Here is a 14,375-nt window from a genome sequence, read left to right as displayed (position 1 = left end):
TTAAACGGCCATCAGGTCCTTTTCTTTCTCTTCGGTGGCCTTGGTGATCTGGGCCTCGGTATCTTTCGTCAGCTTGTCGATATCAGCGATGGCGCGACGTTCTTCGTCTTCGCTGATTTCCTTGTCCTTGACCAGCTTCTTCAGTTCACCCAGAGCATCGCGGCGAATGTTGCGCACAGCCACGCGAGCGTCTTCGGCCGCACTGCGCGCCTGCTTGGTGAAGCCCTTGCGGGTTTCTTCAGTCAGGGCTGGCATGGTGATCAGCAGCAACTCACCCAGGTTGGTCGGGTTGAGGTTCAAACCGGCGCTCTGGATGGCCTTGTCAACGGCAGCGAGCATGTTGCGCTCGAAAGCCACGACCTGCAGGGTGCGCGAATCTTTAACGGTGACGTTGGCGACGCCGCTGATCGGGGTGTCGGTACCGTAGTAAGGCACCATCACGCTTGCCAGGATGCTTGGGTGTGCCTTGCCGGTGCGAATCTGGCCAAACGCATAAGCCAGAGACTCCAGGGATTTCTGCATACGCGCTTGAGCGTCTTTCTTGATTTCGTTGATCATTTTTGAACTTCCTCGATCAGAGTTCCTTCAGCGCCGCCATGCACGATGTTCAGCAGGGCGCCGGGCTTGTTCATGTTGAAGACGCGCAGCGGCATCTTGTGATCGCGGCAAAGGCAGATTGCCGTCAGGTCCATCACGCCCAGCTTGCGATCCAGCACTTCATCGTAGGTCAGATGATCGAACTTCTCGGCATGCGGGTCTTTGAATGGATCTGCAGTGTATACACCATCGACCTTGGTTGCCTTCAATACCACGTCGGCATCGATTTCGATGGCGCGCAGGCAAGCGGCGGAGTCGGTGGTGAAGAACGGGTTGCCGGTACCGGCAGCGAAGATGACCACTTCTTTGGAGTTCAGGTGGCGCATGGCTTTGCGACGATCATAGTGATCGGTAACGCCAACCATGGAGATGGCCGACATGACAATCGCGGTAATGTTGGCGCGCTCAAGCGCATCGCGCATGGCCAGGCCATTCATCACGGTCGCCAGCATGCCCATGTGGTCGCCAGTGACGCGGTCCATGCCGGCTGCACTGAGCGCCGCACCACGGAACAGGTTGCCACCACCGATCACCAAACCTACCTGAACACCGATGCCGACCAACTGGCCGACTTCCAGCGCCATGCGATCCAGGACCTTGGGGTCGATCCCGAACTCTTCCGAGCCCATCAGGGCCTCGCCGCTAAGCTTGAGTAGAATGCGTTTATAGCGAGCTTGATAACCACTGCCCTGCTGAGCCATTGCGAATCTCTCCTGCGGCGTTTGTAAAAAAATCTGGCGGGCTGTTTTCAGCCTGCGCGTAACTCTAGCGTGGCGCAGCTACTGCGCCAGCGAAAGGCGGTCTCGTAAACCGCTCCCGCTTTGACAAAGAGGCTGCGCGCGTGAGCGGGCAGCCTCTTCGGGGCGACAGAGGTGAATCTGTCTTATTGCTTGGCAGCAGCCAGCTGGGCAGCAACTTCTTCAGCGAAGTTGTCGACCGGCTTCTCGATGCCTTCGCCTACTTTGAAGTAGGTGAACGAAACGATTTCAGCACCGGCTTTCTTGGCCAGCTCGCCGACCTTGACTTCCGGGTTCATGACGAAGGCTTGCTCGACCAGCGAAGCTTCGGCCAGGAACTTCTTGATACGACCGTCGATCATGTTGGCGACGATGTTCTCAGGCTTGCCCTTCATCTTCTCTTCGTTCAGCTGCATGAATACAGCCTTCTCGCGCTCGATTGCTTCAGCGGAGACTTCCGAAGGGTTGAGGAACTCTGGGTTGCTGGCAGCCACGTGCATGGCGATTTCTTTGGCCAGCTGGACGTCGCCGCCCTTCAGGACAACAGCAACACCGATCTTGTTACCGTGCAGGTAGGTACCGACAACGTCACCTTCAACGCGCACCAGGCGACGGATGTTGACGTTCTCACCAACCTTGGCAACCAGCGCTTCACGAGCGGCTTCACGCGAAGCGATCAGCGGAGCGGCGTCGGTCAGTTTTTCAGCGAAAGCCTGTTCAACGCTTTCAGCGACGAAGTTTTTGAAGTCGTCTTGCAGGGCCAGGAAGTCGGTCTGCGAGTTCACTTCCAGCAGGACGGCGGACTTGTCGTCGGCCTTGATGGCGATAGCGCCTTCAGCAGCAACGTTGCCAGCCTTTTTGGCGGCCTTGATGGCGCCCGAAGCACGCATGTCGTCGATGGCTTTTTCGATGTCGCCGCCAGCCTTGGTCAGGGCCTTCTTGCAGTCCATCATGCCTTCGCCGGTACGCTCGCGCAGTTCTTTGACCAGCGCTGCAGTAATCTCTGCCATTTCAAAATCCTCTTGGATAGGTTTTCAACCATTCCACCCGATACTGACGGGCGTTCAATTCTGTAAATCCACTTGCCAGCACTCATGCAGTAACAAGGTTGCAACGGCGATGCTGACAGGAGGATTTCAAGGTGGCAAAAAGGGGGCAAAGCCCCCTTTTCGCGTGCCGAGTAGACGCTAAGCGTCAGTTACTCAGGCTTCGGCAGCCGGTGCTGCTGCTTCTTCGGCGTACACTTCGGTACCGCCAGCAACGTTGTTGCGGCCACGGATCACGGCGTCAGCCATCGAACCCATGTACAGCTGGATAGCGCGGATGGCGTCATCGTTACCTGGGATGATGTAGTCAACGCCTTCTGGGCTGGAGTTGGTATCGACAACGCCGATGACCGGGATGCCCAGCTTGTTGGCTTCGGTGATAGCGATGCGCTCGTGGTCAACGTCGATCACGAACAGGGCATCAGGCAGGCCGCCCATGTCCTTGATACCGCCCAGGCTGCGATCCAGTTTTTCCAGATCACGGGAGCGCATCAGGGCTTCTTTCTTGGTCAGCTTGGCGAAAGTGCCGTCTTCGGCCTGGGTTTCCAGGTCGCGCAGACGCTTGATCGAAGCGCGGATGGTCTTGTAGTTGGTCAGCATGCCGCCCAACCAGCGATGATCGACGTACGGCGAACCGCAACGTGCTGCTTCTTCAGCAACGATCTTGCCAGCGGAACGCTTGGTGCCGACGAACAGAATCTTGTTTTTGCCCTGGGCCAGACGCTCGACGAAAGCCAGTGCGTCGTTGAACATTGGCAGGGTTTTTTCAAGGTTGATGATGTGGATCTTGTTGCGCGCGCCGAAAATGTACTTGCCCATTTTCGGGTTCCAGTAACGGGTTTGGTGACCGAAGTGCACACCGGCCTTCAGCATATCGCGCATGTTGACTTGGGACATGATAGTTCCTTGATAAGTCGGGTTGGGCCTCCACGTATCCCAATGACCAACCCGTGATCCGCAGATCAAAGGCACCCAGGTCATCGTGTCGACACGTGTGTGGGTTTAGTGCTTGCGGAGCTATCCCCGGAAAGCGGCGCATTTTATACCACACAAGCTCGCCGAGCGAAACCCGAATTACCATAGAACGTCACCGGCTTTTGCACACACCGCCCATTAGCGCCAGAATGGCCCCTATATAAAGGCTGTATCAGCGCCATAGCCGCCTGAATCGGGCTTCGCTCTGTTAGAATCCGGCCTTTCCCCAGATTATTCGCGCCTTGCTGCGCCGTAGAGAGCCTGTAATGACCGTTACCATCAAAACCGCCGAAGACATCGAAAAGATGCGCATCGCCGGCCGCCTGGCCGCCGAAGTCCTGGAGATGATCGAAGAGCACGTCAAGCCCGGTGTCACCACCGAGGAGCTCGACCGCCTGTGCCACGACTACATCGTCAACGTCCAGCAGGCTATCCCGGCGCCGCTCAACTACAAAGGCTTCCCCAAGTCGATCTGCACCTCGGTCAACCACGTGGTCTGCCACGGCATCCCCGGTGACAAGCCGCTCAAGGATGGCGACACCCTGAACATCGACGTCACGGTGATCAAGGACGGCTACCACGGCGACACCAGCCGCATGTTCCACGTCGGCAACGTGCCCGTCTGGGCCGAACGCCTGTCGCAGATCACCCAGGAATGCATGTACAAGGCCATCGAGCTGGTCAAGCCGGGCTGCCGCCTGGGCGACATCGGCGAAGTAATCCAGAAGCACGCTGAAAAGAACGGTTTCTCGGTGGTCCGCGAATTCTGCGGCCACGGCATCGGCAAGGTGTTCCACGAAGAGCCGCAGATCCTTCACTACGGCCGCGCCGGCACCGGCATGGAACTGAAAGAAGGCATGACTTTCACCATCGAACCGATGATCAACCAGGGCAAGGCCGACACCAAGGTGCTGGGCGACGGCTGGACCGCCATCACCAAGGACCGCAAGCTCTCGGCCCAATGGGAACACACCCTGGTGGTGACCGCGACCGGTTACGAGATCTTCACCCTGCGCAAAGACGACACCATTCCTCGCACATCGGCCTGATTCTTACAGGAAAGCCTCTCGATGCCCCAGGTGGATCCCGAGCTGTTCGATCGCGGCCAGTTCCAGGCGGAACTGGCCCTCAAGGCAAGCCCCATCGCTGCCTTCAAGAAAGCCATCCGCCAGGCCGGCGAGGTGCTCGACAACCGTTTTCGCAGCGGTCGCGAGATCCGCCGGCTGATCGAAGACCGCGCCTGGTTCGTCGACAATATCCTGCAACAGGCGTGGAACCAGTTTACCTGGAGCGAAGATGCCGATATTGCCCTGATCGCCACCGGCGGTTATGGGCGCGGCGAGCTGCACCCCTATTCCGACATCGACCTGTTGATTCTGCTCGACAGCGCCGATCATGAAGTCTTTCGCGACTCGATCGAACGCTTTCTGACCCTGCTGTGGGACATCGGCCTGGAAGTGGGCCAGAGCGTGCGCTCGGTCGATGAATGCGCAGAACAGGCCCGTGCCGACCTGACGGTTGTCACCAACCTCATGGAAAGCCGCACCATTGCTGGCCCCGAGCACCTGCGCCAGCGCATGCTCGAAGTGACCAGCACCGCGCACATGTGGCCAAGCAAGGAATTCTTCCTGGCCAAGCGGGCCGAGCAAAAGGCCCGGCACCACAAGTACAACGACACCGAGTACAACCTCGAGCCCAACGTCAAGGGCTCGCCGGGCGGGCTGCGCGACATCCAGACGGTGCTGTGGATCGCCCGCCGCCAGTACGGCACCCTCAACCTGCACGCCCTGGCCGGCGAAGGTTTCCTGCTGGAAAGCGAGAACAACCTGCTGGCCTCGTCCCAGGAGTTTCTCTGGAAAGTGCGTTACGCCCTGCACATGCTGGCCGGGCGCGCTGAAGACCGCCTGCTGTTCGACCACCAGCGCAGCATCGCCGCGCTGCTGGGGTTTGGCGACGAGAACCCCAAGCGTGCCATCGAGCAGTTCATGCAGCAGTATTACCGGGTGGTGATGAGCATCGCCGAGCTCAGCGACCTGATCATCCAGCACTTCGAAGAGGTCATCCTCGACGACGACAGTGGCAGCGCCCAGCCACTCAATGCCCGCTTCCAGCTGCATGACGGCTATATCGAGGCCGTGCGTACCAACGTGTTCAAGCGCACGCCGTTCGCCATGCTGGAAATCTTCGTGCTGATGGCCCAGCACCCGGAAATCAAGGGCGTGCGCGCCGACACCATCCGCCTGCTGCGCGAACACCGACACCTGATCGACGACGAGTTTCGTAACGATATCCGCAATACCAGCCTGTTCATCGAGCTGTTCAAGTGCGAGATCGGCATCCACCGCAACCTGCGGCGGATGAACCGCTACGGCATTCTCGGGCGTTACTTGCCGGAGTTCGGTCTGATCGTCGGGCAGATGCAGCACGACCTGTTCCACATCTACACGGTCGATGCGCACACCCTGAACCTGATCAAGCACCTGCGCAAACTGCAGTACACCCCGGTTTCGGAGAAATTCCCGCTGGCCAGCAAGCTCATGGGCCGCCTGCCCAAGCCGGAGCTGATTTACCTCGCCGGGCTCTATCACGACATCGGCAAGGGCCGCCAGGGCGATCATTCCGAGCTCGGCGCGGTAGACGCCCAGGCCTTCTGCGCGCGTCATCAGTTGCCAAGCTGGGACAGCCGCCTGATCGTCTGGCTGGTACAGCATCACCTGGTGATGTCCACCACCGCCCAGCGCAAGGACCTCTCCGACCCGCAGGTGATCTACGATTTTGCCCTGCTGGTGGGCGATGAAACCCGTCTGGACTACCTCTACGTGCTGACCGTGGCCGACATCAACGCCACCAACCCCAGCCTGTGGAACTCCTGGCGCGCCAGCCTGCTGCGCCAGCTCTACACCGAGACCAAGCGCGCCCTGCGCCGCGGCCTGGAGAACCCGCTGGACCGCGAAGAGCAGATCCGCCAGACCCAGAGCGCGGCGCTGGATATCCTCATTCGCGAAGGCACCGACCCGGACGACGTCGAGCAGCTGTGGTCGCAACTGGGCGATGACTACTTCCTGCGCCATACCGCCGCTGACGTCGCCTGGCACAGCGATGCCATCCTCCAGCAGCCGGCTGACGGCGGGCCGCTGGTGCTGATCAAGGAAACCACCCAGCGCGAGTTCGAGGGCGGTACCCAGATCTTCATCTATGCCCCCGACCAGCACGACTTTTTCGCCGTGACCGTGGCGGCCATGGACCAACTCAACCTGAACATCCATGACGCCCGCATCATTACCTCGAGCAGCCAGTTCACCCTCGACACCTATATCGTGCTCGACAACGATGGCGGCTCGATCGGCGACAATCCCGTACGGGTCAAGCAGATTCGCGACGGTCTGACCGACGCCCTGCGTAACCCCGACGACTACCCGACCATCATCCAGCGCCGGGTACCGCGCCAGCTCAAGCACTTCACCTTTGCCCCGCAGGTGACCATCCACAACGATGCCCAGCGCCCGGTGACCATCCTCGAACTCAGCGCCCCCGACCGCCCCGGCCTGCTGGCGCGGATCGGCAAGATCTTCCTGGAGTTCGACCTGTCGCTGCAAAATGCCAAGATTGCCACCCTCGGCGAACGGGTCGAAGACGTGTTCTTCATTACCGACGCCGACAACCAGCCCCTGTCCGACCCGCAACTGTGCAGCCGCCTGCAGGATGCGATCGTCGAGCAACTGCGCGTCGACCAGGCGACCGGGGTGCCTTTGACCCGCCTGACCATTTGACCGTTTGACGAGACCTTGCGCCGATGAACAACGCTTTGAACCAGCTTCAGCCCTACCCGTTCGAGAAACTCCGTGCGCTGCTCGGCAGCGTGACGCCGGCGGCGGACAAACGCGCCATTGCCCTGTCGATCGGTGAACCGAAGCATGAGTCGCCGGCGTTCGTCGCCCAGGCCCTGGCCGACAGCCTCAAGCAAATGGCCGTGTACCCCACCACCGCCGGCCTGCCTGCCCTGCGTCAGGCCATCGTGCGCTGGTGCGAACAGCGCTTTGGCGTACCGGCCGGCTGGCTGGATGCCGACAAACACGTATTGCCGGTCAATGGCACCCGGGAAGCGCTGTTCGCCTTCACCCAGGCGGTGGTCAATCGCGCCGATGACGGCCTGGTGATCAGCCCCAACCCGTTCTACCAGATCTACGAAGGCGCAGCCTTGCTGGCCGGCGCCACCCCGCACTACCTGCCATGCCTGGACAGCAACGGCTTCAACCCGGACTTCGATGCGGTGTCGGCCGAGACCTGGCAGCGCTGCCAGATCCTCTTCCTCTGCTCTCCGGGCAACCCCACCGGCGCCCTGGTGCCGATGGACACCCTGAAACAACTGATCGCCCTGGCCGACCAGTACGATTTCGTGATTGCCGCAGACGAGTGCTACAGCGAGCTGTACTTCGACGAACAAAGCCCGCCGCCAGGCCTGCTCAGCGCCTGCGTCGAGCTTGGCCGTAGCGACTTCAAGCGTTGCGTGGTGTTCCACAGCCTGTCCAAGCGCTCCAACCTGCCGGGCCTGCGTTCGGGCTTCGTCGCAGGTGATGCCGAGATCATCAAGCCGTTCCTGCTCTATCGCACCTACCACGGCTGCGCCATGCCGGTGCAAACCCAACTGGCGAGCATCGCCGCCTGGAACGACGAACAACACGTACTGGCCAACCGCGACCTGTACCGCGAGAAGTTCGACGCAGTGCTCGAAATCCTCGCCCCGGTGCTGGATGTGCAGCGCCCGGACGGCGGCTTCTACCTGTGGGCCAAGGTGCCAGGCGACGACGCTGCGTTCACCCGCGACCTGTTCGAAGCCCAGCACGTGACCGTAGTGCCGGGTTCGTACCTGTCGCGCGAAGTGGAGGGTGTTAATCCGGGCGCCGGTCGGGTGCGCATGGCATTGGTAGCGCCATTGGCCGAATGCGTGGAAGCCGCCGAGCGGATTCGCGCGTTCTTGCAGAAGTAAACAATCCATCAGAGGTAAGCCCGTCCCCACCGGTGAGTGGCAGGAGCGGGCTTGTCGCAGGGTGCTTTACTTCACCGGCCCCAGGTTCGCCTCACTCATATCCAGCTCCCCCAGCACCTGACGCACGACGTCGTCACCGATCTGATGCTGGCGGTGCAGGTTGTACAGCTCCAGACGCTGGGCCCGCAGCGCCCGCAATCGCAAGCGCCGCTCCAGCTGGTCCATCTGTTCGGCCAGGGCCTGGGCTTCGGCGCTGTCGTTGAAGGTATCAAGCTGATGCCGGTATTCAGCCATCAAGCGCGCCTTGAGCTCGGCCGCCAGCGCTGCCTGCGAAGCGTCCAGCGGGCTGCCGGCCTCACTCAGGTCCTCTGCCTCAAGGGCATGAATCGCCGCTTCGGCGGTACGTCGCCAGGCCTCCTGGGCTTCCTGACGCAGGGCGTCATCCGGGCTCTTGGTCACCCCGCGCAATAACAGCGGCAGGGCAATACAGGCCGACACCAGCGACAGCAGAATCACCCCGGCGGCGATGAAAATCAGCAAGTCGCGCTCCGGGAAGTCCTTGCCGGCGCTGATCAGCAGCGGCACCGACATGACACCGGCCAGGGTCACCGCCCCGCGCACACCGCCGACCGTCAACAGCCAGCAGGAACGCGCGTTGGGCATCAGCACCAGGTCCTCTTTACCACGCCAGCGGCGGATCACCCCGATCAGGCGCCAGATGCTCTGCACCCAGATAAAGCGCAAGGCCAGCAGTACCGCGAAGATCGCCACCACATCCAGGCAGCGCCACAGCAAGGTCGGCCACAGCGAGGCTTCGTGGCTGGTCACCGCCTTGATGATGTCGGGCAACTGCAGGCCCAACAACAGGAAGATCAAACCGTTGAAGGCAAACTCCAGCAGCGACCAGACGCTGCGGTTGAGCAGGCGCGTGCTGGTCTGCCGGGGCAGCAGGTCAAGCCAGCTTTGCATCATCCCAGCCGCTACCGCCGAGAGAATGCCGGAGGCGCCCAGGCGCTCGGCCAGCACGTAGGCGGCAAACGGCAGCAGCAACATAAACACCACGTGGGTGGCCGGGTCATCCCAGCCACGGGCGATCATCCAGGCACGCAGGCGCCCGACCAGCCAGCTCAGGGCCACACCGATGGCCAGGCCGCCGACAGCCACCAGCACGAAGGTCAGGCTGGCCTCGGCCAGCGAGAACACGCCGGTGATTGCCGCGGCCAGGGCGAATTTGAAGGTCACCAGGCCCGAGGCGTCGTTCATCAGCGCCTCGCCCTGGAGCATGTGCATCAACGGCGTCGGCAGCCGGTCCTGGGAAATGGCCGACACCGCCACGGCGTCGGTGGGCGACAGAACCGCAGCCAGGGCGAAGGCCACCGGCAAGGGAATGCTCGGCAAAATCCAGTGAATGAAATAACCGGCACCCACCACGGTAAACAGCACCAGGCCAACGGCCAGGGTCAGGATTGGCCCGCGCAACTTCCACAGATCGCGCTTGGGCATCCGCCAGCCATCGGAAAACAGCAGCGGCGGCAAAAACAAGAACAGAAACAATTCTGGGTCCAGGGCCACGTGCAGGCCCAGGGTAGGCCACGCCAGCAAGGCGCCAGCGGCGATCTGCACCAGTGGCAACGGCAGCGGGATCATTCGCCCGACCAGTTTGGAAACACTCACCAGCATCAGCAGGATGAGAACGGTGTAGGCTGATTGCATTCGGCGAGTCCTGTTCAATTCAAACGCATTCAATAACTTATGCGGGCCTGGGCACGGTTTTGCCATTGAAACGACATATTAGCCGCTTAGGCTGCCGGCGCACCGCTGCACAAAAGTCGCAGAACGGCCCAGAACCTGTAACACAATGCTACAAAGAGCCATGGCAACGCCAACCCAACGCCGCCGACCATGGCATAATCCTTCACCATTTTTTCCCAGGGGGGCAAGACATGACCAAACGCGACACGCCATTGCACCTTTATGGAATCAAGGCCTGTGACACCATGAAGAAAGCCCGCACCTGGCTCGAAGAGCAGGGCCTGGGCTACGATTTCCACGACTACAAGGCCCAGGGCATCGACCGTGCAAGCCTTGAGCGCTGGTGCGATGAACATGGCTGGCAAACGGTACTCAACCGCGCCGGCACCACCTTCCGCAAGCTCGACGACGCCCAGAAGGCCGATCTCGACCAGGCCAAGGCCATCGAACTGATGCTGGCCCAGCCGTCGATGATCAAGCGCCCTGTGCTCGACCTCGGCAAGCGGACCCTGGTCGGCTTCAAGCCTGATTTGTACGCGGCCGCCCTTCAGTAACCCGGCGCCGAGCTTTCATTCAATTTCGCAAGAGGTAACTGCATGTCCACTACCCTGTTCAGCCTGGCCTTCGGTGTCGGCACCCAGAACCGTCAAGGCGCCTGGCTGGAAGTCTTCTACGCCCAACCGCTGATCAACCCGGCTGCCGAGCTGGTCGCGGCCATCGCCCCGGTCCTGGGCTATGAAGGCGGCAACCAGGCGATCGCCTTCAGCACCAGCCAGGCCGCGCAGCTGGCCGAAGCCCTCAAGGGTGTCGATGCTGCCCAGGCCGCACTGCTGACCCGCCTGGCCGAAAGCAACAAGCCGCTGGTGGTCACCCTGCTGGCCGAAGACGCCGCATTGACTTCCACCCCGGAAGCCTACCTGAAGCTGCACCTGCTCTCGCACCGCCTGGTCAAGCCACATGGTCTGAACCTGGCCGGGATCTTCCCGCTGCTGCCAAACGTTGCCTGGACCAGCCAGGGCGCCGTCGACCTGGCCGAGCTTGCCGAGCAGCAACTGGAAGCGCGCCTGAAGGGCGAGCTGCTGGAAGTATTCTCGGTAGACAAGTTCCCGAAAATGACCGACTACGTCGTCCCTGCCGGTGTGCGTATCGCCGACAGCGCCCGTGTGCGCCTGGGTGCCTACATCGGCGAAGGCACCACGATCATGCACGAAGGCTTCGTCAACTTTAACGCCGGCACCGAAGGCCCGGGCATGATCGAAGGCCGTGTTTCCGCGGGCGTCTTCGTCGGCAAGGGTTCGGACCTGGGCGGCGGCTGCTCGACCATGGGCACCCTGTCCGGTGGCGGCAACATCGTCATCAAGGTTGGCGAAGGCTGCCTGATCGGCGCCAACGCCGGTATCGGCATTCCACTGGGCGATCGCAACACCGTCGAAGCCGGCCTGTACATCACCGCTGGCACCAAGGTGAACCTGTTGGACGAGAACAACCAGCTGGTCAAGGTGGTCAAAGCCCGCGACCTGGCTGGGCAGACCGACCTGCTGTTCCGCCGCAACTCGCTCAACGGCGCAGTGGAGTGCAAGACCCACAAGTCGGCCATCGAGCTGAACGAAGCGCTGCACGCCCACAACTAAGTGGTACCATCGGGTCTGGCCTAACGCCAGGCCCGATTTTCAGGTCCGATCATCATGTTCCAGCCCTCCCCCTGGCGCGCTGACTTCCCAGCCATCGACGCCCTGCAACGCCAGCACCAGACCTACCTGGACAGCGCCGCTACCACGCAAAAACCGCAACTCCTGCTCGATGCCCTGAGCCACTATTACGGCCATGGTGCTGCCAATGTGCACCGTGCCCAACACCTGCCCGGCGCCCTGGCTACCCAGGCCTTCGAACGCAGCCGCGACAAGGTCGCCGGCTGGCTGAACGCCGCCGACAGCCAGCAGATTGTCTTCACCCACGGCGCCACCTCGGCCCTGAACCTGCTCGCCTACGGGCTTGAGCCGCTGTTCGAGGCCGGTGACGAAATTGCCATCAGCGCCCTCGAACACCATGCCAACCTGCTGCCCTGGCAACAGCTGGCCCAGCGTCGTGGGCTCAAGCTGGTGGTGCTGCCACTGGACAACCGCGGCCTGATCGATCTGAACATTGCCCTGCAACTGATTGGCCCGCGTACCCGGGTGCTGGCGGTCAGCCAGCTGTCCAATGTCCTCGGCGCCTGGCAGCCGCTGGAGCCCCTGCTGGCCCATGCCCAGGCCCAAGGTGCACTAACCGTGGTCGACGGTGCCCAGGGCGTGGTCCACGGCCGTCACGACGTTCGCCAGCTGGGCTGCGATTTCTACGTGTTCTCCAGCCACAAGCTCTATGGCCCGGACGGTGTCGGTGTGCTCTACGGCCGCAGTGAAGCCCTGGCGCGCCTGCGACACTGGCAGTTCGGCGGCGAGATGGTCCAGGTCGCCGACTACCACAGCGCCAGCTTTCGCCCGGCGCCCCTGGGTTTTGAAGCCGGTACGCCGCCGATTGCCAGCGTCATCGGCCTCGGGGCCAGCCTCGATTACCTGGCCGGCCTGGATGCCAATGCTGTTGCCGAGCATGAAGCCGGCCTGCACCGCCACCTGCTGCGTGGCCTCAACGACCGCGAAGGCATCCGCCTGCTCGGTCAGCCGCAAGTGGCCCTGGCCAGTTTCGTGGTCGAGGGCGTGCACAACGCTGACCTGGCCCATATGCTCACCGAACAGGGCATCGCCGTACGCGCCGGCCATCACTGCGCCATGCCATTGCTGAAAAGCCTCGGCCTGGACGGTGCCATCCGCGTATCGCTGGGCTTGTACAACGACTCCGACGACCTGCAGCGCTTCTTCGACGCCCTGGATCAGGCCCTGGAGCTGCTGCGATGAGCCTGCCTGTCGCTGCGCAGCAAGCCCTTGATTCGTTCGAACAAGCAGCCGGCTGGGAACAACGCGCGCGCCTGCTGATGCAATGGGGCGAGCACCTGGTGCCCTTGAGCGAAGAAGAAAAGTCCGAAGCCAACCGAGTCCATGGCTGCGAAAGCCAGGTCTGGCTGGTGGCAGAACAGCAAGATGGTCAGTGGCGCTTCAAAGGCGCCAGCGATGCACGGATCATCCGCGGTTTGCTGGCGCTGCTGCTGGTGCGGGTCGAGGGCCTGTCCAGCGCTGAGCTTGCGCAACTGGACCTGCCCGCCTGGTTCAACCAGCTAGGCCTGGGCCGCCAGCTCTCACCCTCGCGCAGCAACGGCCTGAACGCCGTGCTGCAACGCATGGCTCAGCTTGCCGCAGGTGTCTGAGCCTGGCGCTCGGACGGGCGCCGAGCGCCGGCCACAAGCTTTTCCACCGCTTTGCTGGCGGCGACCATGCCGAAGGTCGCGGTGACCATCATCACCGCGCCGAAGCCGCCTGAGCAGTCAAGCTTAACCCCTTCGCCAACAAAACTCTTCTGCAGACAGACGCTGCCGTCACCCTTGGGGTAGCGCAGCTGTTCGGTGGAAAACACACAGGGCACGCTGTAGTTGCGGGTTACCGTGCGGGAAAAGCCATAGTCGCGGCGCAAGGTCGAACGCACCCGCGAGGCCAGCGGATCGTTGAAGGTCTTGTTCAGGTCGGCGACGCGGATCTGGGTTGGATCGATCTGCCCGCCGGCGCCCCCGGTGCTGATGATGGTGACTTTGTGGCGCTTGCACCAGCCGATCAGCGCGGCCTTGGCCATGACGCTGTCGATGCAGTCAATCACACAGTCGATGTGTTCGCCGATGTACTCGGGCAGGGTTTCCTTGGTGACGAAATCCACCACCGCATGCACCTTGCACGCCGGGTTGATGGCCCGCAGGCGCTCGGCCATGACCTCGGCCTTGGCCCGGCCGATATTGCCTTCCTGGGCATGCAGCTGGCGGTTGGTATTACTGACGCAGACATCATCGAGGTCGAACAGCGATATTTCGCCCACGCCGCTGCGGGCCATGGCTTCGGCCGCCCAGGAGCCGACCCCGCCGATACCGACGATAGCCACATGGGCCTCGCGCAGGCGCTGCAGGCCGTTGTCACCGTATAACCGGGCGACACCGGCAAAGCGTGGATCTTCTGTACTCATGGCCCAACCCCGAAAAAACCGGCGCGTATTATAGGCCTCTTGGGGTGCGATGACACCCTGCCGTGGCCGCCACCCGAGTCTTGCATTGGTCAAGGCAGTTGTAATCCTGCTTTAATGTCCTATGCAATCCAAAGACTTGGACGACAAAAGTACGGGCTAAGAACTTCAGCTCCTGAAGCCAAT

Annotated in this window: 13 protein-coding genes; 7 read left to right on the top strand and 6 right to left on the bottom strand. The window is 61.9% G+C overall.

The window, feature by feature from the left end; translation table 11 throughout:
- The 4 genes from frr to rpsB all read right to left on the bottom strand — a co-directional run bounded on the left by frr (position 1) and on the right by rpsB (position 3,277).
- Entirely contained in the window at positions 1-558 is a 558-nt protein-coding gene (gene frr, locus LOY37_RS05935) for a ribosome recycling factor (RefSeq protein ID WP_045193626.1), read from the bottom strand.
- On the bottom strand, positions 555-1,298 hold the full coding sequence (gene pyrH, locus LOY37_RS05930; RefSeq protein WP_010224848.1) for a UMP kinase: 744 nt from the start codon (positions 1,296-1,298) through the stop codon (positions 555-557). Before pyrH ends, frr begins: the two co-directional genes overlap by 4 nt.
- 182 nt (positions 1,299-1,480) lie before the next feature.
- The gene (tsf, locus tag LOY37_RS05925; protein WP_045193627.1) at positions 1,481-2,344 is read right to left on the bottom strand and encodes a translation elongation factor Ts; all 864 of its coding nucleotides are present in this window, start codon (positions 2,342-2,344) and stop codon (positions 1,481-1,483) included.
- A 192-nt stretch (positions 2,345-2,536) separates the two neighbouring features.
- Entirely contained in the window at positions 2,537-3,277 is a 741-nt protein-coding gene (rpsB, locus tag LOY37_RS05920) for a 30S ribosomal protein S2 (RefSeq protein WP_258716464.1), read from the bottom strand.
- Positions 3,278-3,621: 344 nt separating this feature from the next.
- Here rpsB and map point away from each other — a divergent pair, with 344 nt between their 5' ends.
- The 3 genes from map to dapC are packed head-to-tail and all read left to right on the top strand — an operon-like array spanning position 3,622 to position 8,342.
- Positions 3,622-4,404: a type I methionyl aminopeptidase gene (map, locus tag LOY37_RS05915; protein ID WP_093386675.1), complete on the top strand. Its 783-nt coding sequence runs from the start codon at positions 3,622-3,624 to the stop codon at positions 4,402-4,404.
- Between the two features lie 21 nt (positions 4,405-4,425).
- Entirely contained in the window at positions 4,426-7,125 is a 2,700-nt protein-coding gene (locus tag LOY37_RS05910) for a [protein-PII] uridylyltransferase (protein WP_213602221.1), read from the top strand.
- A gap of 23 nt (positions 7,126-7,148) precedes the next feature.
- Positions 7,149-8,342 (top strand): succinyldiaminopimelate transaminase, encoded by a 1,194-nt coding sequence (gene dapC, locus LOY37_RS05905; protein ID WP_258716463.1) that lies wholly within the window; start codon positions 7,149-7,151, stop codon positions 8,340-8,342.
- Between the two features lie 66 nt (positions 8,343-8,408).
- Here dapC and LOY37_RS05900 read toward each other — a convergent pair whose 3' ends face one another.
- Positions 8,409-10,055 (bottom strand): Na+/H+ antiporter, encoded by a 1,647-nt coding sequence (locus LOY37_RS05900; RefSeq protein ID WP_258716462.1) that lies wholly within the window; start codon positions 10,053-10,055, stop codon positions 8,409-8,411.
- A gap of 230 nt (positions 10,056-10,285) precedes the next feature.
- Here LOY37_RS05900 and LOY37_RS05895 point away from each other — a divergent pair, with 230 nt between their 5' ends.
- Genes LOY37_RS05895 through LOY37_RS05880 form a run of 4 tightly spaced genes read left to right on the top strand, consistent with a single transcriptional unit; the run spans position 10,286 to position 13,392 of the window.
- Complete coding sequence (locus LOY37_RS05895; RefSeq protein ID WP_093386686.1) at positions 10,286-10,648, top strand: ArsC family reductase; 363 nt, start codon at positions 10,286-10,288, stop codon at positions 10,646-10,648.
- A gap of 42 nt (positions 10,649-10,690) precedes the next feature.
- A complete protein-coding gene (gene dapD / locus LOY37_RS05890; RefSeq protein WP_045193637.1) occupies positions 10,691-11,725 on the top strand; it encodes a 2,3,4,5-tetrahydropyridine-2,6-dicarboxylate N-succinyltransferase in 1,035 nt (344 codons plus the stop codon).
- 54 nt (positions 11,726-11,779) lie between these two features.
- Entirely contained in the window at positions 11,780-12,985 is a 1,206-nt protein-coding gene (locus LOY37_RS05885) for an aminotransferase class V-fold PLP-dependent enzyme (RefSeq protein WP_258716461.1), read from the top strand.
- Positions 12,982-13,392: a SufE family protein gene (locus LOY37_RS05880; protein ID WP_258716460.1), complete on the top strand. Its 411-nt coding sequence runs from the start codon at positions 12,982-12,984 to the stop codon at positions 13,390-13,392. The genes LOY37_RS05885 and LOY37_RS05880 overlap by 4 nt, the downstream gene beginning before the upstream one ends.
- On the opposite strand, the gene tcdA is transcribed toward LOY37_RS05880, so the two are convergent.
- A complete protein-coding gene (tcdA, locus tag LOY37_RS05875) occupies positions 13,371-14,192 on the bottom strand; it encodes a tRNA cyclic N6-threonylcarbamoyladenosine(37) synthase TcdA (RefSeq protein WP_045193641.1) in 822 nt (273 codons plus the stop codon). The genes LOY37_RS05880 and tcdA overlap by 22 nt on opposite strands.
- Positions 14,193-14,375 lie beyond the last annotated feature (183 nt).

Source organism: Pseudomonas sp. B21-012, from assembly GCF_024749305.1.
In the GTDB taxonomy this organism is placed as follows: Bacteria; Pseudomonadota; Gammaproteobacteria; order Pseudomonadales; family Pseudomonadaceae; genus Aquipseudomonas.
Note: the sequence above shows the minus strand (reverse complement) of the source record. Positions and strands in the feature narration are given on the sequence as shown.